Origin of the sequence: Pseudomonas sp. PSPC3-2, from assembly GCF_049897085.1 — a bacterium.
GTDB classification, from domain to species: Bacteria; Pseudomonadota; Gammaproteobacteria; order Pseudomonadales; family Pseudomonadaceae; genus Aquipseudomonas; species Aquipseudomonas paraveronii.
The window spans coordinates 64,025-88,580 of record NZ_JAFCVO010000020.1 but is presented as its reverse complement, the minus strand read 5'-3'; the positions used below and the strand labels follow the sequence as shown (position 1 = coordinate 88,580).

Genomic DNA, 24,556 nt, shown 5'->3' with positions numbered 1-24,556 from the left:
TTATAAATAACTTTAGCAATTCTGGCGCCAAGGAATAGTCATGATTGGTACACCTGCGCAACGCCGCTTGCTCGTGGTCGACCCCTGTGATGACTGCCATGAGCTGTCGCCCGGCTTGTGTGCGGCGGGATGGCAAGTGGACAGCTGTACGTTGGCGGCCGTGGGTGATCGATCCTGCGATGTGGGTTTGCTGCGTTTGCAGCCGTATCACCTGGAGCGGCCCGAAGCCGTCAAGGAGCTGATTAGCCGCAGCGGCACTGAGTGGATCGCGGTGCTCACCCAGGATGTGTTGCGGCTGCAGAACGTCGGGGATTTTGTCTGCGAATGGTTTTTTGACTTCCATACCTTGCCGTTTGATGTGTCCCGGGTGCAGGTCACCCTTGGCCGCGCCTTTGGCATGGCAAGGCTGCGGGGCAAGGGCTATACCGCAGTGGACGAGCCCGAACATGAGCTGCTGGGCGACAGCCGACCGATCCGCGAGCTGCGCAAGTTGTTGTCCAAGTTGGCACCCACCGAGTCCCCGGTGCTGATCCGTGGCGACAGCGGCACCGGCAAAGAGCTGGTGGCCAAAACCCTGCACCGCCAATCCCAGCGCCATGCCAAGCCGTTTGTCGCGATCAACTGCGGCGCGATCCCCGAACACCTGATCCAATCCGAACTGTTTGGCCACGAAAAGGGCGCATTTACTGGCGCCCATCAGCGCAAGGTCGGGCGGATCGAGGCGGCCAACGGTGGCACTTTGTTTCTTGATGAGATCGGCGATTTGCCGATGGAGCTGCAGGCCAACCTGCTGCGATTCCTGCAGGAAAAACAGATCGAGCGTGTCGGCGGCAGCCAGCCCATCCCGGTGGATGTGCGGGTGCTGGCGGCGACTCACGTCGACCTGGAAGCCGCCGTGGCAAAGGGTACGTTTCGTGAAGACTTGTATTACCGTTTGAATGTACTGCAAGTGGTCACTGCGCCGTTACGCGAGCGCCACGGCGACGTCGCCATGCTGGCCAACCACTTTGCGCGCTTCTACAGCCAGGAAACCGGGCGCCGTCCGCGCAGTTTCAGCGAAGACGCGCTGGTGGCAATGGGGCAGCACCCTTGGCCGGGCAATGTGCGCGAGCTGGCCAACCGTGTACGTCGGGGCCTGGTACTGGCCGAAGGGCGGCAAATCGAAGCCGTTGATCTGGGTTTGCAAGGTCAGCAGGCAATTTCGTCGCCGATGGCTACACTGGAAGACTACAAACACCGCGCCGAACGCCAGGCGCTGTGCGATGTGCTCAACCGGCACAGCGACAACCTGAGTGTCGCGGCGCGTGTGCTGGGGATTTCCCGGCCGACGTTCTACCGGTTATTGCACAAACACCAGATCCGCTAGGGCGGGTAAACCGAAAAGCCCCGCAACGACCCTTATCGTTGCGGGGCTTTTCCTTGAGTGCGGTTTAGAAGTAGTACGGGAATTTCAGACTGAAGGTGAAGTTCGGCGCATCAGCCGTCATGCCAATGGCCAGGTTCGGCACGATCGTCAGGTTATCCGACGCTGCGATGGTCATGCCCACGTTGAAATAACCGGCGTTGGCATCGCTGGAGACCACCGATTGCCAATCCGAGCCGCTCTGCTTGACCTTGCTCTTGCGTTGCACGAGGTCGGACACCGAGAACGACATACTCATTTTCTCGTTGAGGGCGAAGGCGACACCGGCACCTAACTGGAAGCTGTCGCCCAGGCTAACCTTGCCGGGTACTGTCTGGTTGACGTTGGGGCTGATGTCGCTGAACGAATCCTCGAAGTTATGGGTGTAGGACAGCGAACCGAACAGCACCGCCGGGTCGAAGGTCTTGACCAGGGAGATGCCCGGCGTCACCGACCACACGCCGTTACCTGTCGGCAGGCTTTCCGGCACGGCGAGGTTAGAGTTGGTGGGCGATTCGATCAGCTTGATGCCATAAGGATCTTGGCCGGTAGGCGCCTTGACCCGTAACGACACCACTGCATCCGGCAGGCTGGCACTCTCGTCGAGGAATTTATACGCAATGCCGAAGTTCACATCGCCGATAGTCGGGTCCCGGGTAACCGAGCCTTCCGATGTGGTATTGGCGCTGCCGCCGGCACCGCCGGACTGGTACGTCGACTCGCGATACACCACCGGCACGTTCACATCGAACTGCCAACGGTTGTCCAAGTTGTAGCGTCCGGTCAGATCCACGGTCCAACTGTCCGACTTGATCCGGTCCAAGTTGATATTGCCGAGGAAGATCGAGTCCAGCGCCAGAAAGCCGTTAAGGGATAACTGGCGTGCGTCATAGCGGGCATAGGTGACGCCGGTTTCAAAGCTGAACTTGCCATTGCCAAAAAAGCCACTGGCCTCGTTGTACAAGTTGCTCACACTTTGTGCGGGCGCCGAGTCATCCTTCAGGCTTTGCCCGTAGGAACTGCCGCCGGCTGCACCGCCCGATGCCGCCGCCGCGCCCACCCCTGGCGTGTTGCCTGCCACGGTGGTGCCGCCTTTTCTCAAGTCGGCAGGCGACTTGACCAAGCGTCTAGGGGTGGGTGTTGCGGGTTGGTCTTCTACTTGTCGAACGCGTTGCTCCAGTACTGCCAGTGCTTTTTGCTGCACTTCATAACGTTGCTTGAGCTCCAGAAGTTCCTGTTTCAAGGTTTCGATATCGGTGTCCGGTGCGGCGTATAGCGCGGACGCCGGCAGGAGCGTACTCAAACAAACCACGGCACGTAACGATAACGATCGATGCATGAAATAAGCCGTCCCATTCTTAATGCGTAAGTGTCGTGGCTCAGCGTAGTTCAATAACCGGAAGGGCGGAGGCCTTTAAGTTGATCCAGGTTGAGGTTCTGCGTGATGTTGTTCAGGCCATTGTTTCCCAGGACCACATTGAGTTGGGTCAAGTTGTTCACGAAGTTGCTGTTCCCTTGAATAACCGTACCTTGCAGGACGTTACCGCCACCAATTTGCTGCACGACGTTGCCTTGGTTGTTGTTGGCCAGCAGCGCCATCTGCACGCCGCCGTTTTTGGCGCTCACCGTGACCTGGCCGGCGGCGGTGCTGCCGGTAATCGACTGGCCGGCCATTAGCGCCTGGCCTGACTGCACATAGTTGGCCGGCGCCAGGCCGCTTTTGTCGACGTTGATGTCGACGCCGTTGTTGGCTGTGTTGCCATCACCTGCTGCGCGGACGCTTTGAACCACGCCTTGGCCCGTGCCGAGGCCGGCGCCGCCGACGACAGTGCCCGTGCCGGTAGGCTGCTGGGTCGCGCCGCTGCCATCGTTACCGGTAATTTGCACGTAAAACTGCGGGGTGACGGTGGAGGCGTTGACTTGCATGTTGGCGGTGCCGGTTACGGTTGCACCGGCGGCGTTAGTCCAAGTGCTGCTCATCACAAGGCCAAAGCTGACAATCCGCCCCGGCATCACATAGCGGCCGCGCAGCTCGGACATTTCCGAATCCTTGAGTTCGATCGGCTTGAACGCCGACGAAGCATAAGCAGGTGCTGAGGCTGCCAGGCACATGACTGTCAGCCAACGGAGAGTGTTCATCGCTTGCTCCTGGAGCTTCCTACTCCTTATTGCGCTTCTAGAAGAAGTCGCTCTGGATAAAACCGAAGTCCATCAATTCACTGTCGCGGACCGGGCTGAAGCCGTTCACTTGGTTTTTGGCGGTCAGCGGCGTGGGCGGGTCGAGCAAGGCGTTGGCCTTGTCGTAGCCTTCACCCAGTACGGCGAATACGATGCCGTTCCAGCCCTTGATGAAATCGTCCTTGGCGTAGCGCTTGTGACCCAGCACAGGATCGCCGATATACACCCAGTCCTTGTCGGCGCGCTGCAATACCACGAAGTGCTTGTAGCCGCGAATATCGAGCAATACGACGACCGGCACTTTTACGGTGATCAGCACTTCTGGGGTGATCCGGTAGCCCTTGGCGCGCATGTGGATGCTTTCCAGGTAGCGCTTCATGTCGAGCATGGAGAAGCCCTGGGTGCGCACCAGGTCCTGGTCGGCGTTGACCAGCATGCCCTTGATGACGTGGTCTTCATCCACGTCCATCCAATAGGCTTGGCGCAGGATGGTCGCCAGTGCAGCGGCCCCACAGCTGAAATCGGTCTTCTGTTCCACCAGGTTGGCGAACTTACGCTCGCGGATGCTCTCGACCTTTTTGTAGATCAACCCACCGCCGGGCATGACCACGGCCATTTGCCCCGCCCAAGTCGGGCCGGTGAGTGCTAGCAGCAGGAAGAAGGCAACAAGGCGCATGATCGTATGACCTGTTGGACACTGGAAATAAAAAGGGCCTTGTTGCCAAGGCCCGATCTGGATCAGAAGCGAGTGGTGGATTGGACCACTACGTTGTTCTGACCTTGGTTGTTGCTGCCCGACAGAACGTTGGAGTTCGATACCCCAGAGCTGTAGTTCATCGAGTTGTTCACGCTGGCGTTGTTGACAACGGGTTTGGCGCTCCAGCTGTGGCCGCTGCTGACGTTGAGGGTCAGGTTGCTGGATACTTCCTGCACGCCATTGACGGTTGCGAGGCCGCCAGAGCCGTCTTTGTTCGACTGAATGACAGTGCTGTTGCTGGCTTGGTTGGAAGTGCCTGCTGCGGCGTTCAACTGAATGATGCCCGAAGCGTTGTTACCGCTATCGTTGAGGGAGGCATTGTTTTTGGTGCCGCTGTTGATCACCAGGTTACCGGTGTTCGATTGTGCGGAGTTCACGGAGGCGAACACGAAATCAGCATCGGCAGACTGGACGACTACGTCGTTTTTGCCTTGGTTGTTTTCACCACTGAGAACGTTGCCGTTGGCTACGCCACTGCTGTGGTTGTAGGAATTGTTGGCCGACGCGTTGTTTTTGGTTTTGTCATTGATCACCACGTTGCCATGGTTGCTTTGACCGTCATTGGCGGCTGCGGCAGCGACGGTTGGCGGTTTTGGATGGTGATAAGTCTCACCCGCTTGAGCAGCAACAGCCATGAGAGCAGCGAGAGCGAAAGCCAGTGGTTTAAGAGCCATTGTAGGTTTCATGGTGTATCTCCTTGCTTCTAATTAGTTGGTTAAGTGTTGGTACGGTGTAGCTAGCGACTCAGCTCCATCAGTTGAGTCGTACATTCAGGGTGTTAGCCACTCGGTTCCCCACCCCGGCGCTCTGGCTGACCTGTACCACTCCACGGCTGCCGGTGAAGGCCTGGTCGCTGGTAACGACCTGGCGGCTGCCAGTGGTAGGGGTCAACCCTGAGTTTGTTGCAAGCGCAACGTTCTGTTGCGACATGACACTGTCGTCGATGCTCTGCGGGCCAGCGTTAACGCTGATTCGCACGGCATTGATCATCTGGTTCTGGGCCCCGGCCGACTGGTTGACACTCAGTACACCGTTGCCATTGCTGAAGGAGGTGCCGTGGATCGCCGCTGTGGCATCCATGGCGCGGTCTGCGGCAGCGCCGCTGATTTTTTGCGTGACGGCAATGTTCGCCTGGGCGTTGTGGCCCACCGCGATCGCGACGTTGTTGCTCAGTTGTTGCTGGTCGCCTGCGGCCTGGTTGAGCGTCACGACGCCGCTGTATTGCTTGGCCGAGTTATCGATAGTTGCGTTATTACTGCTGTCGGCCATTGCCGCCGTGCAGCTGAGTACGGCGAGGAGCATCCAGGAAGCGTTCATTTCATCGCTCCTCCGATCATGCCGCCGAGATTGTTCAGCGGGGCGAGGCCGCTGGCTACCGCGCCGTTGACCGTGCCGGCGACACCGCCGCCGCTATGGCCGGCTGCGCTGCCGGCGCCCAGGCCGATGCCGCCGGCATTGATATTGGTCAAACCGGCCAGGTCGCCATTGGGCATGATGCTGCGAGTGATGCTGACGCCACTGCTCACACCGGCGAAGTCGTTGTCGCTGAGTTCACCGTTGGAGGCGCGGTAGATGGCTGCCGATGGATTGGCATTGACGGTGGTGGGGTAGGGGTCGGTGCCGCGTGTGCGGCCTATCGTATAAGGTTGGACCTGACGTTGAACGACGATCACACCATCGCCTGCCGCGAGCACTGGAAGGCTCACGCCGGTACTCAGTACACAGCTGATCAGCAGGAGGCTCAGTGAGCCTGGATTATGTGTGTCCACGGCAAAATTCCTTATTCGTAGCGCTGACACTAAACAGGGCTGTAAGGAATAGAGCAGGAGGCGTGCCGCTTTAAATTTATTGTTTTTAATCAAATAGTTATGAAACTTAGCAGGCTAAGTGATGGCCACGCTGTTTCAGCGCTGATACAGCCTGCCGACGCCGGCCGGCAATTCGCGATATACCTGGCCCGCAGGCGTGGAGTTCGGGAGGTTGTATCAGTGATGTAACACTGCGTGTGACAAAACGATGAACCCGCGCAGGCCGGGACGTTCAGGACAGGGAGGTGTTTCAAAAATGGACACAGCAGACGCAAGCAAGCCCACTGATGCCGGCAACAGGCTCAGCCCTTGGGCGCTTTACGTGGAATGGAGTTGAGGACGGGATTGCCATCCTGGTTCTGGGTCAGGTAGACCGGCAAAACCTTGGGCAAGGAGGGCACGAGGTTGTTGACCTCGCTGATGTTGTAGATGCCGCCGATACGGATCGTCCCGGTGCCGGTATCGGCCAGCATCACGGGCTTGTTCAGGTAACGGTTGATCAGTGGTAAAGCATCGGCCAGGGCCAGGTTATCCAGGACCAATTTACCCTGGCGCCAGGCGAGGGCGCTGTCGTCGGGGTTGATCGAGCGCACACGCGGGGTGGTATCGCCCTGTTGATAGCTGGCTTGCATGCCCTGGGTCAGCGGCACGCTGCTGTGTGCCGGGTCGCTGGAAATCTGCACCGAGCCTTCGAGCAACATCACACGCACCTGATCTTCGTATTTCCATACGTTGAATTGGGTGCCGGTCACGCGCACCTGTCCGTCACCGGCCCTGACGACAAATGGATGGGCGCTGTCATGGCTGACCTTGAAAAACGCCTCGCCCTTGCTCAGCGTGACCTGGCGCTGGTCCTTGTAATTGGCGTAGACCAGTTCGGTGCCCAGGTTGAGCTCTAGCTGGCTGCCGTCGCCCAGCGTGACTTGGCGCAAACCATTGCGGGCTTCGAACCGTTCATAGGCACTTGGCAACCACCCCGCTTCCCAACCGGTGAACGCCGCCAGGGGCAGGGCAGCCAGGCACACCGCGGCTGCCACGGCATAAGTACGCAACCGGCTACGCGGTTTGAGCGGCACTACAACGGGGGCCGGGGCGTGGCGTGGCAAGTGATCGGCAACGTCCCAGATTTCCAGCATCGCTGCGTACTCGAAAGCATGCAGCGGGTGAGCATCGTGCCAGCGTTGAAAGGCCAGTCGTTCGTCCGCCGTGCAATCACTCGCATGCAGGCGCATACACCAATGCGCAGCAGCATCGGTGATGGCGTCATATTCGGCTTCTGAAACAGACTTTTCGGTCATTAATTCATCCTGATTTCCCACATTCTAACCTCCGGAGGCAGATGGCGAGAACAGCGATCATGGCTATTGCATATCAATTGCGCGTTATTCTCGTTGGGCACGCCTAAAACAGCTCTGTGACGGAGTCGCGGCCCACGGTAATGGGCGGCGAAGCGCGTCAGGCAGCAGATAGCTCAAGCGCCCGTTGACAGCAGGCACGGGAGGCGTTGTTTAATCGTTGGTCTGGATTCTTGTTGTCTCTTCCAATTACAAAATCGGAGCTACAGATGTCTGCCCAGTCCCCGATAGTGGATAGTTCTTCAGCGTTCATCGGTTTCAACGAGCTGGTGGGGTTGCTGCACGCGGTGTTTATGAAGCACGGCACGTCGCCGGAAGTGGCGCAGGTCCTCGCGCACAATTGCGCCAGCGCCGAGCGCGACGGCGCTCATAGCCATGGCATCTTTCGGATTCCCGGTTATGTCAGCACGCTGGACAGCGGCTGGGTCGACGGCAAGGCTACGCCGGTGGTCACGGATGTCGCTTCCGGCTTCGTGCGTGTCGATGCCGCGAACGGCTTTGCCCAACCGGCGCTGGCGGCGGCCCGTGCGTTGCTGGTGGACAAGGCCCGCAGCGCCGGTATTGCGCTGTTGGCGATTCACAATTCCCATCACTTCGCCGCGTTGTGGCCGGATGTCGAACCCTTCGCCGAGCAAGGCTTGGTGGCGCTGAGTGTGGTCAACAGCATGACCTGCGTGGTGCCCCATGGCGCCGATCGCCCGTTGTTTGGCACCAACCCGATCGCGTTTGCCGCACCACGCGCGGACGGCGCGCCCATTGTCTTCGACCTGGCCACCAGCGCCATCGCCCATGGCGATGTGCAGATCGCCGCGCGCAAGGGCGAACGTCTGCCGCCGGGCATGGGCGTGGACAGCCTGGGCCAGCCGACCCAGGACCCCAAGGCCATCCTCGAAGGCGGTGCTTTGTTGCCGTTCGGCGGGCACAAAGGCTCGGCGCTGTCGATGATGGTCGAGTTACTGGCCGCAGCCTTGACCGGCGGCAACTTCTCGTTTGAGTTCAACTGGGCCGATCACCCGGGGGCGCGCACGCCATGGACCGGCCAACTGTTGATTCTGATCGACCCGAGCAAAACCGCCGGGCAAAACTTCGCCGAGCGCAGCCAGGAACTGGTGCGGCAGATGCACGCGGCAGGGTTGCGGCGGTTGCCGGGGGATCGACGTCATCGCACGCGGGCGAAGTCGTTGGAGGCAGGCATTGAAGTGGATGCGCACGCATTGAATCAGTTGCGTGAGTGGGCCGTCTGAAAAACCACGTAGCCGCTGCCTCGCCAGGGCGCGGCAGCGGCTACGCAAGGTGCACAGTATTAGTTGCGACGACCGAGCAGCAGGCCGACCACCAGGCCAAAGCCTGCGGAAATCGCCACGGTCTGCCACGGGTGACCACCGATGTAGGTTTCGGTGGCATCCACCACCGGCTTGCTGCGCTCGCGCACATGGGACACCGAATCGAGGGCTTGCTTGAGCTTGATCGCGACCTGCTCGCGCAAGGTTTCACCTTCTTCGCCCACCAGGGACGCGCTGCTTTTGAGCAGTTTGTCTGACTCTTCGATCAGTGCAGTCAGTTCGCTGAACGCTTGATCCTTGATTTGATCTTCGACGACTTGGGCGGCAGATTTACGGGCCATTGGGTGACTCCTTGCAGGTAAATGTGACAGTGAACAATGGAGTGCCGGGTGGCAGCAAAAGTTGCAGTTTTTTTGCCAGCCGCTGTGGCATGCGAAATCCGAATCAGGAAACGTAGACCTACAGTGTAAGATGTCACCAATTTGTGCAGCAGGAAATTCAACATGAGCTTCAATCTCGCCAACAAGACCCTCGCCGAACGCGCCGAGCTGGAAGATGAAAAGTCCCGTCTCTATGACCTGTGGCAAAGCAACCTGGGCAAGGCCAAGGGCGAAGCCGCGCGCCTGTTCGGCGAGCGCGCTAAGCGCAAGGGCAAGTGGGCCGAATGGGTCCGCGCGGAACTCGACGGCATGTCGCCGCCGGAGTTCTCCAATATGGTGCGCAGCGAAGTCAACAAGCTGATGGCAGCGGCGAAGTAAAACTGGCGACAATCGCTTCGCGTACTTTCAGCACTATCGGATCAAGTTGAGCCTGGGTACGCCAGCCCAGTTCCACCGGGTAGCGCGGCAGCGCCAACGGGCAAGGCAGCACCTGCAGGCCTGTCATCCATGCGATGGCTTCGGCGGCGTGCCCGGGAATGGTCGCCACCGCCTGGCTGCCCTTGAGCAGAAACGGCAGCGCCGCGAAGTGGCTGGTGGACGCGCACACCTGGCGGCTCAGCCCCTGTGCCGCCAGCCCTTCATCGGTAATCCCGATAAACCCGCCGGATGACACCAGCACGTGCTCGCGTGCAACGAACGCTTGCAGATCGATACCTTGCTGGCCTGGCGCCAGGCTGTGCGGGTCGACCAGGCAGCGGTAATCACCTTCCCCCAGCACTTGCCGGCTCAAGCGACGTTCGGCAAAACCGCCGGCGGTAATCGCCAGGTCGAGGCTGCGGTCGAGCAGGGCGGTGGCGACGATCTGGCTGTGGGTCTGACGGAAAATTACGCGCAATTTCGGCATGCGCCGGGCAATTTCCTCCATCAGGCGGCGGCCGTAGGCAATCTCGAAATCGTCGGATAAGCCCAGCACCACGGACCGTCCCTGATAGTGCTGGGTGTCCGGATGGGTCATTGCCAGGCTCTGCCGGCAGCGGTCCAGCGCCTCACTGATCACCGGCTTCAACTGATTGGCCCGCAAGGTCGGCGCCAGGCCGCGGCCGGTACGCACGAACAGTTGGTCGCCATACACTTCGCGCAAACGCCGCAGGCCCGCGCTGATCGCTGATTGGGTCACGCCCAGGCGCAACGCCGCGCGACTGGCGCTGGATTCATCGTGCAGGGCTTCAAAGGTTTTCAGCAGGTTCAGGTCGACCTGGGCGATATTTATATGGCTCATATCATTCAGCACTGAGGTGGGCTTTATTCATGATCCAAGCTGGCCGGAGAATGGGCAACCCCTCATTGTTCGGAGTGCTCCTGATGCCTGTTTCTACTGTGGCGGCTTTGCAAATCGGTTCCTTGCCCGGCGGCAAGGCCGATACCCTGGCGCAAATCCTGGCCTATGAAGACCCGATCCGGCGCAGCGGTGCGCAATTGGTAGTGATGCCCGAGGCGCTGCTGGGTGGTTACCCCAAAGGCGAAGGCTTCGGCACGCAGCTCGGTTATCGCCTGCCCGAAGGCCGCGAAGCCTTTGCACGGTATTTTGCCAACGCCATCGATGTGCCTGGCGCCGAAACCGAGGCGCTGGCGGGTTTGTCGGCGCGCACCGGTGCCAGCCTGGTCCTGGGTGTGATCGAGCGCAGTGGCAGCACGTTGTATTGCACCATGCTGTATTTCGAGCCGGCGGACGGCCTGGTGGCCAAGCACCGCAAGCTGATGCCCACCGGCACTGAACGGCTGATCTGGGGCAAGGGTGATGGCTCCACATTGCCGGTGGTCGACGCGGCGGTCGGGCGCATCGGCGGCGCGGTGTGCTGGGAAAACATGATGCCCCTGCTGCGCACGGCGATGTACGCCAAGGGTGTGCAGGTGTGGTGTGCGCCCACGGTGGATGAACGCGAGATGTGGCAGGTGAGCATGCGCCACATTGCCCACGAGGGTCGCTGTTTTGTGATCAGTGCGTGCCAGGTTCAGGCGTCGCCCGCGGCGCTGGGCGTTGAGGTGGCCAACTGGCCTTCAGACCGCCCGTTGATTGCGGGTGGCAGTGTGATTGTCGGTCCCATGGGCGACATCCTGGCCGGGCCGCTGCTGGGCGAAGCCGGGCTCTTGAGCGCGCAGATCAATACCGACGATCTGGTGCGCGCACGGTATGACTATGACGTGGTGGGGCATTACGCCCGGCCGGATATTTTCGAGTTGAGCGTGGATGAGCGGGCCAAACCGGGCGTGCGTTTCATGACCGACTGATCATATGGCCTGAGGTTTACCAAGTAGCGGTGTTCGGCAGATCCAGCGTCCCACGATCCACAAAGCGCAGGGTGCCGAACAGTCCACCGGCCAATTTTCCGCGCAGGACGTAGGGCAGGTTGTTCAAACTCTGGGTCTGGCTCAGGCCGAGGGTTTGCCGCAACACGGAAAATGCTGAAACGCTGACCGGCACGGTCAGAATGGCCTCGGAAAAGCGTGGGATGCTTCCGTGCTGATCACTCACCCCCGACGCCAGCGGCCGACCATTGACCTCCAGGTCCAGGGCCACGCCGTTGTAGTCGATCGCCGTTTCATTGGGGTTCTGCACCCGCAGTTTCACCGCGAAGCGCACTTCCAGGTCCTGGCTTTGCGGCGGTTCGATGCCCACCACGTTGATATTGACCGGGTCGCGGTTGGGGAACAGGGCGCAAGCGCTCAAGGTCAGCAGCAGTATCGATAGAACCATGAGCTTGCGCATACAAAGGTGCTCCTATTACGTGACGTCCGGGTCCTGCATCACTTTGAGGGTAGAGGACTCCGGATCAAATTCATCTTCTTCCAGCTCTAAGAACTCTTCCGGCAGGAAAATGTTCAGCAGGATTGCACAGAACGCGCCCACGGTGATCGGCGACTCGAAGATGTTGTGCAGCGCTTTGGGCAGGTCGCGCAACACTTCCGGCACGGCGGCGACTCCCAGGCCCATGCCCAGGGAGATTGCCACGATCAGCATGTTGCGTCGGTGCAGGCCGGCTTCGGCGAGGATCTTGATCCCGGCCACGGCGACGGTGCCGAACATGATCAGGGTCGCGCCGCCCAATACCGGCTTGGGCATCAGTTGCAGCACTGCGCCGATCATCGGGAACAGCCCCAGCAGCACCAGCAGGCCGGCAATGAAGTACGCCACATAGCGGCTGGCCACGCCGGTCAGTTGGATCACACCGTTGTTCTGGGCAAACGTCACCATCGGCAGGCTGTTGAAGGTGGCGGCCATCACCGAGTTGAGGCCGTCGGCCAGCAGGCCGGACTTGATGCGCTTGATGTACAGCGGGCCCTTGACCGGTTGTTGGGAAATCATCGAATTGGCCGTCAGGTCACCGGCGGCTTCCAGGGGCGAAATCAGGAAGATCACCGCCACCGGGATAAACGCCACCCAGTCGAATGAGAACCCATACTTGAACGGCACCGGCACGCTGATCAACGGCACGTGGGGCAATGCCGCCATATCCACGCGGCCCAGCCACCAGGCCACGACGAAACCCAGGGTCAGGCCGATCACGATCGAACCCAGGCGCAGGAACGGGTTGCTGAAGCGGTTAAGTACCACAATGGTCAGCAGCACCAGCGCGGCCAGGCCCATATTGCTGGCGGCGCCAAGGTCGTTGGAGCCAAAGCCGCCGGCCATGTCGGTGACTGCCACCTTGATCAGCGACAACCCCATCAGGGTAATGATGGTGCCGGTCACCACTGGGGTGATCAGCTTGCGCAATTTGCCGATGAACTGGCTGAAGACTACTTCGATAAACGCCGCAAAAAAGCAGATGCCGAAGATCGTCGAGAGAATCTCATCGGTGCCGCCACCCCGGGCCTTGACCATGAACCCGGCACTGAGAATCACGCTGATAAACGAAAAACTGGTGCCTTGCAGGCACAACAGGCCCGAGCCGATCGGGCCGAACGTGCGCGCCTGCACGAAGGTGCCGAGCCCGGACACGAACAATGCCATGCTCACCAGGTACGGCACTTCGCTTTCCAGACCCAGCACGCCGCCGACAATCAGGGTAGGGGTGATGATGCCGACGAAACTCGCCAACACATGCTGCAAGGCAGCAAACATCGCCGCAGTGAAATGCGGGCGGTCTTCCAGTCCATAGATCAGATCGGATTTATAGCGCGGGCGCGGGGCTTGAGCGTCAGACAAAGTGCGGGCTCGGGTCAGAAAATGGAGGCGCAGGATGCCAGAAACCGGTGATCGTCAGAAGTGTAAAAAAATATTTATGGAAGCCCTGCTCAAACCGCTGGCCCTGCCGATATCGTCTATAGGCCCACCCAACAATGACAACAAGTGGTGACCAAGGTCAGAGCCGCGTGTTGACGCCAGCTGATCATTCCGCTGCACGGATGCGCGCAGACACTCCTTCTTGAGAATACCTCTATGTCTCTTCGTCATCTGAATATTGCTCCTCGAGCTTCTCTCGGCTTCGCATTCATTGCGTTGCTGGTGGTTGTATTGGGCGTGTTTGCAGTCAATCGCATGACGCTGATCCGTCAGGCGTCGGTGGACATGAGCACCAACCAACTGCCCAGCGTGACCTACTTGGGCACTCTCACGGAAAACGTGCTGCGTATGCGTATCTTGTCGTTTCGCGTATTGGTTAACCGCGAACCGACCGCTTTGCAAGAGGCGCAAACGCGCATCGCTGCACTGATCGACAAGGTCAGAGCCGCACAGGCCGGTTACGCGGCGTTACCCTCCGTGCCTGAGGAAGCGGCCTTGTACAAGACGTTTGTCGGCACCTTGGACAATTACCTGACGGCCCAGGCCGAGATGCTGGCCCTGTCCAAGCAAGACAAGGTCGATGAGATGCGTACCTTGATCAACACGCGGATCAAGGACGGCACCGATCAGATGGGCGAGCAGTTGAACAAGCTGATCGCCATCAACTCCGCCGGCGCCAAGCAAGCCAACGTCCAGGCAGGCCAGAGCTACGACAGCGCGATCACCGGCATCCTCGTCGTTGCGGTGGCCGCCGCCTTGCTCACGGTGCTGTTGGCCTGGTTGCTGACCCGCAGCATCGTCACGCCGCTGCGCAAAGCTGTGGAAGTGGCGGAAACCATTGCCAGCGGCAACCTGAGCAAAGTCATTGAAGATGATGGCAAGGATGAACCGGCGCGGCTGATCAGCGCGTTGTCGACCATGCAAACCAACCTGCGCCAGACCATCCAGCACATCGCCGGTTCGGCCACGCAATTGGCCTCGGCGGCGGAAGAGTTGAGCGCAGTCACCGAAGAAGCCTCCAAAGGCCTGCAGCAACAAAATAATGAAATCGACCAGGCAGCCACTGCCGTCAATGAGATGACCGCCGCCGTGGAAGAGGTGGCGCGTAACGCGGTGTCCACCTCCGAAGCCTCCACACAGTCCAACCAAGCGGCCCGGGAAGGCCGTGACCGCGTGGTCGAGACCGTCGGCGCGATCCAGACCATGACCCAAGATGTGCAAAACACCTCGCTGCTGATCGAAGGCCTGGCCACCCAGGGTCGGGACATCGGCAAGGTGCTCGACGTGATCCGGGCGATTGCCGAGCAGACCAACTTGCTGGCGCTCAACGCTGCGATCGAAGCCGCCCGAGCCGGTGAAGCCGGGCGCGGCTTCGCGGTGGTGGCGGACGAGGTGCGGGCGTTGGCCCATCGCACCGCGCAGTCGACCCAGGAAATCGAGAAAATGGTCGCCGGTATCCAGAACGGCACCGGTGAAGCCGTGCAATCGATGCAACAGAGCAACCAGCGGACCCATAACACCCTGGAACTGGCCCGTGCGGCTGGCGTGGCATTGGAGCAGATCACCCAGTCGATCAGCCTGATCAACGAGCGCAACCTGGTGATCGCCAGCGCGTCGGAGGAGCAGGCCCAGGTGTCGCGTGAAGTGGACCGCAATCTGGTCAACATCCGCGACCTGGCGACCCAGTCGGCGGCCGGCGCCAACCAGACCAGCGCGGCCAGCCATGAGCTGTCGCGCCTGGCGGTGGATTTGAATGCGATGGTGGCCAGGTTCGTTATCTGACCAACTTTGCAATGCAATCCAAATGTGGGAGGGGCGGTGCGACGATTCGACTTGCTCCCGATGGCGCTGGATCAGTCAGTAGATGAGTTGACTGACCCACCGCCATCGGGAGCAAGTCGAATCGTCGCACCGCCCCTCCCACATTTGCGCTATGTTGTGTCAGAAGCTATTGCGCCCAGGCGCCTGGATTCACCAGGTTTTTCGGCTTCTGACCCGCTAGCGCCGCCAACAGATTATCCACCGCGCACTCGGCCATCGCTTCGCGCGTTTCATGGGTCGCCGAGCCGATATGCGGCGTTGCCACCACATTGTTCAACCGCAGCAACGGCGAATCGTGGGGCAGCGGTTCGCGCTCGAACACATCCAGCCCCGCCGCGCGAATCGTGTGTTGCTGCAAGGCTTCGACCAGCGCGGCTTCATCCACCACTTTGCCGCGTGAGATATTGATAAAGATCGTCTGCGGCCCCATCAGCGCGAATTCTTCAGCGCCGATCAACTTCTCGGTTTCGGCGGTGAGCGGCAGTGTCAGGCAGACGAAATCCGCTTGTTGCAGCAAGTCTTTCAGGCTGCGGTACTGCGCGCCGAACCGCTTTTCCACCTGCGGCTTGGGCGAGTGGCTGTGGTAGAGCACCGGCATGCCAAAACCAAAATGCCCGCGCTGGGCCAGCGCTTCACCAATGCGGCCCATGCCGATGATGCCCAGGGTCTTGCCATGCACATCGCTGCCGAAATGCGCCGGGCCGATGTTCTTGTTCCACTGGCCGGCACGTACCATATCGGCCAGTTCGACCACCCGGCGCGCGGTGGCGAGGATCAGCGCGAAGCCGGTGTCGGCGGTGGTTTCGGTCAGCACATCGGGTGTGTTGCTGAGCAGGATGCCGCGCTGGGTCAAGTACTCGACGTCGTAGTTGTCGACGCCGACGGACACGCTGGCCACCGCCTCCAACTGCGGTGCCAGGTCCAGCAGGGTGGCGTCCAGACGCAGGCTCGCGCCGAGCAAACCGTGGGCGCCGGGGAGGGCGTCGCGCAGCTTGGCCAGGCCGGGCGCATCAAGCGCGTCGATCAGCGTGACCTCGGCGTGTGCATGCAGGCGAGCCATCAGCGGCGCGGAGAGTTTTTTGTACAACACGACAGACTTTTTCATCCGGTCTTCACCTTTAATTCGAGGGTATGCAACGGCGCGCGCTCACGGTCGCTGGCGCCGGGTTTGAGGAACATCGTCAGCACCACCGAGAACATCAACGCGCCGCTCATCAGCAGGTAAGAGGCGCCAGGTGAACCGGTGCTGCTATTGAGGTAACCCACCAGGTACGAGCCGCCGAACGAGCCGAGCGCGCCCATGCTGTTGATCAATGCCATGGCGCCGCCGGCGACGTTGGCCGGCAGGATTTCCGGGACAATCGCGAAAAACGGCCCATAGGGCGCATACATACACGCCCCGGCAATCACCAGCAGCGTGTAGGACCACCAGAAGTGTTCGGCGCCGAGCACGTAGGACGCATAGAAAGCGATGGAGGCGATCAGCAACGGCGGCCACACAAACCGCTTGCGTTTTTGCAGTTTGTCCGAACCCCACGACACCACCAGCATGCCGATCACCGCCGCCAGGTACGGCAGCGCCGACAACCAGCCGGCCTCGACCATGTCCATCTGCAGCCCGGCCTTGAGGATCGACGGCAACCACAGCACAAAACCGTACACGCCGATGCTCCAGCAGAAGAACTGCAGCGCGAGGATGATGACCTTGGGCGAACGGAACGCTTCGGCGTAGTTCTTCACCGCTTTGATCCCGACCTGTTCGGCGGCGAGGGCGGTTTCCAGAGCGCGCTTTTCGCTGTCGCTCAGCCACTTGGCATCCTTGGGCCGCTCATCGGCCAGACGCCACCAGATAAACGCCCACAGCACCGCTGGCAAGCCTTCGACGATGAACATCCAGCGCCAGCTGAAATGCTGCACCAGATAGCCAGACACCACCGACATCCACAGCATGGTCACCGGGTTGCCGAGGATCAGGAACGTGTTGGCCCGCGAGCGTTCGGCACGGGTGAACCAGTGGCACAGGTACACCAGCATCGCCGGCATCACCGCGGCTTCGACCACGCCGAGCATGAAGCGAATGGCGATCAGCATGTAAGCGTTGGACACCACGCCCGTCAGGGTGGCCAGGCCGCCCCAGAGGATCAGGCTGACGAAAATCAACTTCTTCACGCTGCGTTTTTGTGCGTAGATCGCCCCCGGCACTTGGAAGAAGAAGTAGCCGAGGAAAAACAGGGCGCCGAGCAGGGACGACATGCCCGGTGTGATCATCAGGTCTTCAGCCATCCCGCTGGCGGCGGCGAAACCGTAGTTGGCGCGGTCCAGGTACGCCAGGCTGTAGGTGATAAAGACGATGGGCATGATGTACCACCAACGGCGGGTGGCGAGTTTCAAGGTATCCATGGGGTAGCTCCTGAGCTTGTTGTAGTTGTGGCAACAGGGAGTGGGTCAAGCAACGGATCGGGTCGGTAACTCCGCACGCGTGGGTAAGCCTTCCATATCGCCGCGGCTCTGCACGGCACGGCTGCCGATCCAGTTGCCGCGTTGTACCGCCTCACGGAAGCTGAGGTTCTCCAGCAGCGCGCTGATCATGCCGACAGCAAAGCCATCACCGGCGCCTACGGTGTCGACCACCTTGTCCACGCGCACGGCGGCGACAAAACCCTGGTCCATTTGGGTGCGGTAATAAGCGCCTTCCGGGCCGAGCTTGATGGCCACGGCTTCGGCGCCCTGGTCCAGGTAAAACGCGGCGATATCCGCCGGGTCGTCGAAACCGGTGAGCAGTCGACCTTCGCTCAAGCCTGGCAAGACCCAATCGGCTAGGCCTGCGAGGGCGTTGATCTCGCGGATCATCTGCGGCTGGCTGGCCCACAGCGCCGGGCGCAGGTTTGGATCGAACGACACGCTGCGCCCTGCCTTGCGCATTTGCGTCATCAGCTCGCAGGACAACTCACGCGTGGCCTCGGACAAGGCCGGCGGAATGCCGGTGGCGTGCAGGTGACGGGCGCCCAGCAGCGCCGGGCTTATGGCCGCGGTGGATAAGTGGCTGGCCGCCGAGCCCTTGCGGAAGTACTCGACCTGGGGATCAGCGCCGGTTTCTTCGCGGGACTTGAGCTGAAAACCAGTGGGATGCAGCGGGTCGACCGCCACGTGCCGGCAATCCAGCCCTTGTTGTTTGAGTGTGTCGAGCACAAAGCGGCCCAGGGAATCGTTGCCCACCCGGCTCAGCCAGGCGACGTTGAAGCCCAGGCGCGACAGGCCAATGGCGACATTGCTGTCGGCCCCGGCGATGCGTTTGTGGAAGTGGCCAACCTGGGCCAGGTCGCCGGTCTGTTCGGCGACAAACATCGCCATGGTTTCACCAAACGACAGGATATCGATCTCAGACATGGGCGCTCTCCGCACGGGGCTGGCCAAGCAGGGCGAGGGCGGCGACCTGCTGGGCGGTGACGTCGACCAGGTCATCGCCTTGCAACGGGAATTCCACCGCCCGGGTAATACCTTGAGTCATGTGGCCCAGCAGTTGTTCCCACAAATGCAGGTCGGTGGCGCCGGGCGGCAGTGCCACCAGCTTGCCATCTGGGCGACGGGCCACGGCCTTGCAATGCAGGTAGTCGACATGTCGGCCGAGCAGGCGGGCGGCGGTGAGGGCGGACTGGTCCTGCCAGTGCCAGTTGCCGATGTCGAAGGTCATCTTGACCGGCAGGCCAAGGCGCTCGACTTCGCTGAAGAAGCGCTGCAGCGGTTCGATGTGGCCGCCGTGCAGGGTCTGGTCGTTTTCCACCAGCAACTTGACCGGGTGGCGGTTGAGCAGGGCGTGCAGGCTGTGCAGGTCATTGGTGTCGGTGAAGTAACCGAGGGAGACTTTCAGCCAGCGCGCACCAAAAGCCTGGGCGCGGTCAAGGGTGGCGGCGAGCTCGGCATTCGGCTGGGCGCGGCCGGCGACCCACAGCTCCAACGGGGATGAGAACACGCACTCCAGGCCCTGTTCGGCAGCCGCTTGGGCCAGTTGTGCGGGTTGCTCAATGGTCAGCAGTTCCTCGCGCCACTCGATGCGCCGGGCACCGGCAGCCGCCAGCAGCGCGACAAAACTCAATTGGCCCTGCTGGCGCACGAGGTCGGCGCCGTAGCTGGAAAGGCTGATGGAGACGGGGTATTCATGCATTGTTGTGTCCCTCTGAAACCGGTTTCATTTTTTTCTGAAAAAAACACTTTCCTGTAGGAGCGAGCTTGCTCGCGAAAAACCTGAGAGCGCCGCGTTAAACCAGGATCGCTGCGTTATCGTTGGTGTTTTTCGCGAGCAAGCTCGCTCCTACAAGGGGTTGTGGAGCCTCGGATGATCAGTTCGGGCAGGAAGTCCAGGGTGCGCGTCGGCGCCCTGTCACCGCGCAGCCGCTTGAGCAGACAGTCGAAGGCGCTGGCGCCAATCGCCTGAGTCGGCTGGGCGAGGGCGGTGATGCCGTTGCCCACCAGCGGGTACCAGTCGAGGTCATCCAGGGCGATCAGGCCAACGTCCTTGAACAGGTTGCAGCCCAAGGCCTTGAGCGCGCGGGTGCAGGCCAGGGCGGCGATGCCGTTGGCGCAGAACAACGCTTTAGGTCCGGGTTTGGCGAGAAAGGTGCGCAGGCGGTTTTCCAGCGCGTCATCCAATTCCAGCACCGCGCCGCTCAACGCCGGGCGGCGGGCAATTTCGGCCATGAAACTGTCAAGGCGCTCCAGGCGCGAGCTGGTGCCGTCGGTGGCCTCGCTGACCAGCAACACATCGCGGTAGCCCTGTTGCTCAAGGTGTTCCACCGCCATGCGCACCGCGGCCGGGTTATCCAACCCCACCAGGTCGCTGTGCAGCGGCGCGACCTTGCGGTCCACCAGCACCAGAGGCATTTCCCGTTGCAGCTCCAGCAATTGCTCAAGGTGATGGCCGAGGGTGTTCACGATCAGCCCTTCGATGTTGTACGAGCGCAGCGCCGCCAGATGCTGGCGCTCCTGCTCGTCATCGCGGTCGGTGTTGCACACCACCAGGCTGTAGCCGTGCTGGCGGCAGGCGGTTTCGACGCCGTGCATCACGGCAATGGAATAGGGGTTGCGGATATCGGCCACCAGCATGCCGATCAGGCGCGTGCGGCCGCGTTTCAAACCACGGGCCATCTGGTTGGGGCGGTAGCCGAGTTGATCGATGGCCTGCTCGATGCGCAGGGCGATGGCGTCGGAGAGCAGGGCGCGGTCGTCGCCGATAAAGCGCGACACGCTGGCTTTGGACACGCCGGCGCGCTGGGCGACGTCAAGCATGGTCACGCGGCTGCGCTGGGCGGCAGAGAAACTGTTCACGGTCATCGACCTTCTATTTTTATTGGAATGACTGAAACCGGTTTCAGGAAACCACTAAAGTACGAAAGTCGTCAAGAAGTTGTAGGACAAAGCCAGATGATCGGTTGTTTACCCTTGGACAGCGATGTAGCACCGACGCAGTAATGGGCGTCCAGATGGTTTGTGCCGCGTCAACTGAACAGTCCCGCCGCAATATTGATCGAGAAACCGAGGATCGCCGTGTTGAACAGAAACCCGATCAGCGATTGCCCCAGCACTACCTTGCGCATGGTACGGGTGGCAACGCCTACGTCTGCGGTTTGCACGGCAACGCCGATGGTGAAGGAAAAATACAAAAAGTCCCAATAGTTGGGGGTCAACAGCCCCTCGGCAAAGCGCAGCGCCGGCTCTTTGCCTGCCCAGGTGTAATAAAGCCGGGCGTAGTGAACGCTGAAGATCACCCCGATCAACAACCATGAACCGATGATCGTCAGGCCGGTAAAGCCATAGTGCAATAGGCGTTCGGATGAGCTCAGGTCCTTGCTGCCGACCAGTTCGAGGGTGATCGTGGCCAGGCTTGCGATGGCCGCAATGCACACCGTGAACAGCACCAGGCCGGCGTTTTCATCCTCGATCTCGGCGATGCGTTTGACGTCCTCAGCCTTGGCGCGGATGGTCAGCCACAGCATCAGGACCAAGTAGGTCCAGACCCCGGCGTTCCAGCCGATCAGGACTTTGCTCGCAAGTGTATCGGCGGGTACCAGGATGCCAACGGCAAGGCCCAGGACGGCGGCGCAAGAGAGGCGAGGGTGGGTGCGGGCGAGGAAGGGCATGGGTGCTCACAACAAGGGCGGTGGTGAGCACCATAGCGCATTTTTGCGCGGGTTATGGACGCTTGCGCACCCGCTTCATAACGACCACAAAGAACACCGGCACAAACAGCACCGCCAGCGTTGCGGTGATCATCCCGCCGATCACGCCCGTACCAATCGCTTGCTGGCTCGCCGAACTGGCACCGGTGGCAATCGCCAAGGGCACCACGCCGAGGATGAACGCCAGCGAGGTCATGATGATCGGCCGCAAGCGCAGCCGGGCGGCCTTCACGGTGGCGTCGAGCAAGTCTTCGCCCTGGTCGTACAGGTCCTTGGCGAACTCGATGATCAGGATCGCGTTCTTCGCCGACAGGCCGATGATGGTGATCAGCCCGACCTTGAAGAACACATCATTAGGCATGCCGCGCAAGGTCACGGCCAACACCGCGCCGAGCACGCCCAACGGCACCACCAGCAGCACCGACGTCGGGATCGACCAGCTTTCATACAGGGCGGCCAGGCACAGGAACACGATCAACAGCGACAGGCCCAGCAGCAACGGTGCCTGGGCACCGGACAGGCGTTCCTGCAACGACAGGCCGGTCCATTCCTGGCCCAGGCCCGCCGGCAGTTGGCTGACCAGGCGCTGGATTTCTTCCATCGCCTCGCCCGTGCTGTGCCCCGGTGCCGCTTCACCGGAAATGGCGATGGCCGGGTAGCCGTTGTAACGGGTCAACTGCGAAGGACCCTGGGTCCACTTGGCCTCCACGAATGCGGACAACGGCACCATCTTGCCGGCGTTGTTGCGCACGTTGATCTTCATCAGGTCTGCGACCTGGCTGCGTTGATCGCCCTCGGCTTGCACCACCACGCGCTGCATGCGGCCCTGGTTGGGGAAGTCGTTGATGTAGGCCGAACCGATGGCCGACGACAGCACATTGCCCACGTCGGCGAAGGACACGCCCAGCGCGTTGGCCTGCTTGCGGTCGACCTGCAGTTGCACTTGCGGCGCCTCGGCCAGGGCGCTTTCCCGCACGTTGGCCAGGATCGGGCTTTTCTCCGCAGCGGCCAGCAGTTCGGTGCGCGCCGCCATCAACACCGCATGGCCGACGCCGCCACGGTCCTGCAAACGGAACTCGAAACCGCTGCTGGTGCCGAGGCCGTCCACCGGCGGAGGCAGGATCGCATAGGCAATCGCGTCCTTCAGTTCGGTGAACGCGATGTTGGCACGGTCGGCAATCGCGGCGGCCGAATCCTCGCTGCTGCGTTGCGACCAGTCCTTGAGCGTGGTGAACGCCAGCGCCGCGTTCTGCCCGGAGCCGGAGAAGCTGAAGCCCATGATCATCGTGGTGTCGCCGACCCCAGGCTCCTCGGCGTTGTGCGCTTCGATCTGCTCGGCCACCTGCACCGTGCGGTTCTTGCTCGCGCCCGGCGGCAGTTGGATATCGGTGATGGTGTAACCCTGGTCTTCCACCGGCAGGAACGAGGAGGGCAGGCGACTGAACATCAACCCCAGGCCGATCAGCAGCACCAGGTAGATCACCAGGTAACGGCCGCTGCGCTTGAGGGCATATGCCACCCAGCCTTCGTAGCGATCGGTGAACCGTTCAAAACGCCGATTGAACCCGCCGAAGAACCCGCCCTTGGCGTGGTGCTCATCCTTGGCGATCGGCTTGAGCAGGGTCGCGCACAGTGCCGGGGTCAAGGTCAGGGCAAGGAACGCCGAGAACAGGATCGAGGTGGCCATCGACAGTGAAAACTGCTGGTAGATCACCCCCACCGAGCCCGGCATGAACGCCATCGGCAGAAACACCGCGACCAGCACCAACGTAATGCCGACGATGGCCCCGGTGATCTGGCCCATGGCCTTGCGTGTGGCTTCTTTGGGCGACAGGCCCTCAGTGACCATGATCCGCTCGACGTTCTCCACCACCACGATCGCATCGTCCACCAGGATACCGATGGCCAGCACCATGCCGAACATGGTCAGCACGTTGATCGAGAACCCCAGCAACAGCATGGTGGCGAAGGTGCCCATCAACGCAATCGGCACCACCAGGGTTGGGATCAGCGTGTAGCGCACGTTCTGCAGGAACAGGAACATCACCGCGAACACCAGCGCCATGGCCTCGAGCAAGGTGTAGGCCACCTTGGTGATCGAGACTTTGACGAACGGCGAGGTGTCATACGGGATCTTGTATTCGACATTGGCCGGGAAGTAGCGCGACAGCTCATCCATCTTCGCCCGCACCAGGTTCGCGGTGTTCAACGCGTTGGCGCCCGGCGCCAGCTGGACGCTGACGGCGGTGGACGGCTTGCCGTTCAGGCGCGTGGAAAACTGGTATTCCTGGCTGCCGATTTCCACCCGCGCCACATCGCCGATGCGCACGGTGGAGCCGTCGGGGTTGGCCTTGAGCACGATGTCGGCAAATTCCGCCGGGGTCGACAACTGGCCCTTAACCAGGATCGCCGCGGTGATTTCCTGGGTCTTGGTACCCGGCAAATCGCCGATGCTACCGGCCGACACCTGGGCGTTCTGCGCGCTGATCGCGGCATTCACGTCGGCCGGGGTCAGGTTGAAACCGATCAGCTTCTGCGGGTCGATCCAGACGCGCATGGCCCGCTCGGCGCCATACAGCTGGGCCTTGCCCACCCCGTCGAGGCGCTTGAGCTCGTTCATCACGTTGCGCGCCAGGTAGTCGCTGAGCGCTACGTCATCGAGCTTGCCGTCGCTGGAGGTCAGGGTCACCAGCAGCAGGAAACCGGCGGAGACTTTCTCCACCTGCAAACCCTGCTGGGTCACCGCCTGGGGCAAGCGCGGTTCCACGGCCTTGAGGCGGTTCTGCACGTCGACCTGGGCCATTTCCGGGTTCGTGCCCGGCTGGAAGGTCGCGGTGATGGTGGCCGAGCCGAGGCTGCTCTGGGATTCGAAATACAGCAGGTGATCGGCGCCGTTGAGCTCCTGCTCGATCAGGCTGACCACGCTTTCATCCAGGGTCTGCGCCGAGGCGCCGGGGTACACCGCGTAGATTTCGACTTTCGGCGGCGCGACGTTGGGGTACTGCGCCACTGGCAACTGCGGGATCGCGAGGGCGCCGGCCAGCAGGATAAACAGGGCGACCACCCAGGCGAAGATCGGGCGGTCAATAAAGAACTGCGGCATTGTCAATGATC

At 61.2% G+C, this 24,556-nt stretch carries 23 protein-coding genes; 5 read left to right on the top strand and 18 right to left on the bottom strand.

Annotated features, from left to right (window positions below; genetic code table 11):
- The first annotated feature begins 40 nt into the window (after positions 1-40).
- Positions 41-1,366 carry a sigma-54 dependent transcriptional regulator gene (locus ACP7CJ_RS25235; protein WP_276193291.1) on the top strand — a complete coding sequence of 442 codons (1,326 nt, stop codon included), beginning with the start codon at positions 41-43 and terminating at the stop codon, positions 1,364-1,366.
- Between the two features lie 64 nt (positions 1,367-1,430).
- Here ACP7CJ_RS25235 and ACP7CJ_RS25230 read toward each other — a convergent pair whose 3' ends face one another.
- The 7 genes from ACP7CJ_RS25230 to ACP7CJ_RS25200 all read right to left on the bottom strand — a co-directional run bounded on the left by ACP7CJ_RS25230 (position 1,431) and on the right by ACP7CJ_RS25200 (position 7,443).
- A complete protein-coding gene (locus tag ACP7CJ_RS25230; protein WP_276193290.1) occupies positions 1,431-2,741 on the bottom strand; it encodes a hypothetical protein in 1,311 nt (436 codons plus the stop codon).
- 50 nt (positions 2,742-2,791) lie between these two features.
- Entirely contained in the window at positions 2,792-3,541 is a 750-nt protein-coding gene (locus ACP7CJ_RS25225) for a hypothetical protein (RefSeq protein WP_276193289.1), read from the bottom strand.
- Between the two features lie 37 nt (positions 3,542-3,578).
- Positions 3,579-4,256 carry a C39 family peptidase gene (locus ACP7CJ_RS25220; protein WP_276193288.1) on the bottom strand — a complete coding sequence of 226 codons (678 nt, stop codon included), beginning with the start codon at positions 4,254-4,256 and terminating at the stop codon, positions 3,579-3,581.
- 62 nt (positions 4,257-4,318) lie between these two features.
- Entirely contained in the window at positions 4,319-5,023 is a 705-nt protein-coding gene (locus tag ACP7CJ_RS25215; RefSeq protein ID WP_276193287.1) for a heme utilization protein, read from the bottom strand.
- Positions 5,024-5,090: 67 nt separating this feature from the next.
- Entirely contained in the window at positions 5,091-5,654 is a 564-nt protein-coding gene (locus ACP7CJ_RS25210; RefSeq protein WP_276193285.1) for an adhesin, read from the bottom strand.
- On the bottom strand, positions 5,651-6,106 hold the full coding sequence (locus tag ACP7CJ_RS25205) for a hypothetical protein (protein WP_276193283.1): 456 nt from the start codon (positions 6,104-6,106) through the stop codon (positions 5,651-5,653). Before ACP7CJ_RS25205 ends, ACP7CJ_RS25210 begins: the two co-directional genes overlap by 4 nt.
- Positions 6,107-6,447: 341 nt before the next feature.
- Positions 6,448-7,443 (bottom strand): FecR family protein, encoded by a 996-nt coding sequence (locus tag ACP7CJ_RS25200; RefSeq protein WP_276193281.1) that lies wholly within the window; start codon positions 7,441-7,443, stop codon positions 6,448-6,450.
- Positions 7,444-7,709: 266 nt separating this feature from the next.
- Between ACP7CJ_RS25200 and ACP7CJ_RS25195 the strand changes: the two genes are divergently transcribed.
- Positions 7,710-8,744 carry an Ldh family oxidoreductase gene (locus tag ACP7CJ_RS25195; protein ID WP_276193280.1) on the top strand — a complete coding sequence of 345 codons (1,035 nt, stop codon included), beginning with the start codon at positions 7,710-7,712 and terminating at the stop codon, positions 8,742-8,744.
- 59 nt (positions 8,745-8,803) lie between these two features.
- Here ACP7CJ_RS25195 and ACP7CJ_RS25190 read toward each other — a convergent pair whose 3' ends face one another.
- The gene (locus tag ACP7CJ_RS25190) at positions 8,804-9,124 is read right to left on the bottom strand and encodes a DUF883 family protein (RefSeq protein ID WP_253395303.1); all 321 of its coding nucleotides are present in this window, start codon (positions 9,122-9,124) and stop codon (positions 8,804-8,806) included.
- Between the two features lie 162 nt (positions 9,125-9,286).
- Here ACP7CJ_RS25190 and ACP7CJ_RS25185 point away from each other — a divergent pair, with 162 nt between their 5' ends.
- Positions 9,287-9,541, top strand: coding sequence for a hypothetical protein (locus tag ACP7CJ_RS25185; RefSeq protein WP_017848398.1), 255 nt, complete (start codon positions 9,287-9,289; stop codon positions 9,539-9,541).
- Here the strand turns inward: ACP7CJ_RS25185 and ACP7CJ_RS25180 are convergent.
- On the bottom strand, positions 9,513-10,433 hold the full coding sequence (locus ACP7CJ_RS25180; RefSeq protein ID WP_426102579.1) for a LysR substrate-binding domain-containing protein: 921 nt from the start codon (positions 10,431-10,433) through the stop codon (positions 9,513-9,515). The genes ACP7CJ_RS25185 and ACP7CJ_RS25180 overlap by 29 nt on opposite strands.
- 92 nt (positions 10,434-10,525) lie before the next feature.
- Here ACP7CJ_RS25180 and ACP7CJ_RS25175 point away from each other — a divergent pair, with 92 nt between their 5' ends.
- Positions 10,526-11,452, top strand: a complete 927-nt coding sequence (locus ACP7CJ_RS25175; protein ID WP_276193277.1) for a carbon-nitrogen hydrolase family protein — start codon at positions 10,526-10,528, stop codon at positions 11,450-11,452.
- A 16-nt stretch (positions 11,453-11,468) separates the two neighbouring features.
- Here ACP7CJ_RS25175 and ACP7CJ_RS25170 read toward each other — a convergent pair whose 3' ends face one another.
- Positions 11,469-11,930 carry an LEA type 2 family protein gene (locus ACP7CJ_RS25170; protein ID WP_426102547.1) on the bottom strand — a complete coding sequence of 154 codons (462 nt, stop codon included), beginning with the start codon at positions 11,928-11,930 and terminating at the stop codon, positions 11,469-11,471.
- A gap of 15 nt (positions 11,931-11,945) precedes the next feature.
- Positions 11,946-13,370 carry a nucleobase:cation symporter-2 family protein gene (locus ACP7CJ_RS25165; protein ID WP_276193275.1) on the bottom strand — a complete coding sequence of 475 codons (1,425 nt, stop codon included), beginning with the start codon at positions 13,368-13,370 and terminating at the stop codon, positions 11,946-11,948.
- Positions 13,371-13,604: 234 nt separating this feature from the next.
- On the opposite strand from ACP7CJ_RS25165, the gene ACP7CJ_RS25160 reads away from it, so the two are divergent.
- Positions 13,605-15,230, top strand: a complete 1,626-nt coding sequence (locus ACP7CJ_RS25160; RefSeq protein ID WP_276193274.1) for a methyl-accepting chemotaxis protein — start codon at positions 13,605-13,607, stop codon at positions 15,228-15,230.
- 166 nt (positions 15,231-15,396) lie between these two features.
- On the opposite strand, the gene ACP7CJ_RS25155 is transcribed toward ACP7CJ_RS25160, so the two are convergent.
- The 7 genes from ACP7CJ_RS25155 to ACP7CJ_RS25125 all read right to left on the bottom strand — a co-directional run bounded on the left by ACP7CJ_RS25155 (position 15,397) and on the right by ACP7CJ_RS25125 (position 24,545).
- Positions 15,397-16,374, bottom strand: coding sequence for a 2-hydroxyacid dehydrogenase (locus tag ACP7CJ_RS25155; RefSeq protein WP_426102545.1), 978 nt, complete (start codon positions 16,372-16,374; stop codon positions 15,397-15,399).
- Positions 16,371-17,669 carry an MFS transporter gene (locus ACP7CJ_RS25150; protein ID WP_276193272.1) on the bottom strand — a complete coding sequence of 433 codons (1,299 nt, stop codon included), beginning with the start codon at positions 17,667-17,669 and terminating at the stop codon, positions 16,371-16,373. The genes ACP7CJ_RS25155 and ACP7CJ_RS25150 overlap by 4 nt, the downstream gene beginning before the upstream one ends.
- A gap of 45 nt (positions 17,670-17,714) precedes the next feature.
- Positions 17,715-18,656: a sugar kinase gene (locus ACP7CJ_RS25145; RefSeq protein ID WP_426102543.1), complete on the bottom strand. Its 942-nt coding sequence runs from the start codon at positions 18,654-18,656 to the stop codon at positions 17,715-17,717.
- A complete protein-coding gene (locus tag ACP7CJ_RS25140; RefSeq protein ID WP_426102541.1) occupies positions 18,649-19,431 on the bottom strand; it encodes a sugar phosphate isomerase/epimerase family protein in 783 nt (260 codons plus the stop codon). The genes ACP7CJ_RS25145 and ACP7CJ_RS25140 overlap by 8 nt, the downstream gene beginning before the upstream one ends.
- Before the next feature lie 113 nt (positions 19,432-19,544).
- Positions 19,545-20,591 carry a LacI family DNA-binding transcriptional regulator gene (locus tag ACP7CJ_RS25135; RefSeq protein WP_426102539.1) on the bottom strand — a complete coding sequence of 349 codons (1,047 nt, stop codon included), beginning with the start codon at positions 20,589-20,591 and terminating at the stop codon, positions 19,545-19,547.
- Between the two features lie 170 nt (positions 20,592-20,761).
- Positions 20,762-21,403 carry a DUF1345 domain-containing protein gene (locus tag ACP7CJ_RS25130; RefSeq protein WP_276193268.1) on the bottom strand — a complete coding sequence of 214 codons (642 nt, stop codon included), beginning with the start codon at positions 21,401-21,403 and terminating at the stop codon, positions 20,762-20,764.
- A 52-nt stretch (positions 21,404-21,455) separates the two neighbouring features.
- Positions 21,456-24,545: a multidrug efflux RND transporter permease subunit gene (locus ACP7CJ_RS25125; RefSeq protein ID WP_426102537.1), complete on the bottom strand. Its 3,090-nt coding sequence runs from the start codon at positions 24,543-24,545 to the stop codon at positions 21,456-21,458.
- Between the last annotated feature and the right edge of the window lie 11 nt (positions 24,546-24,556).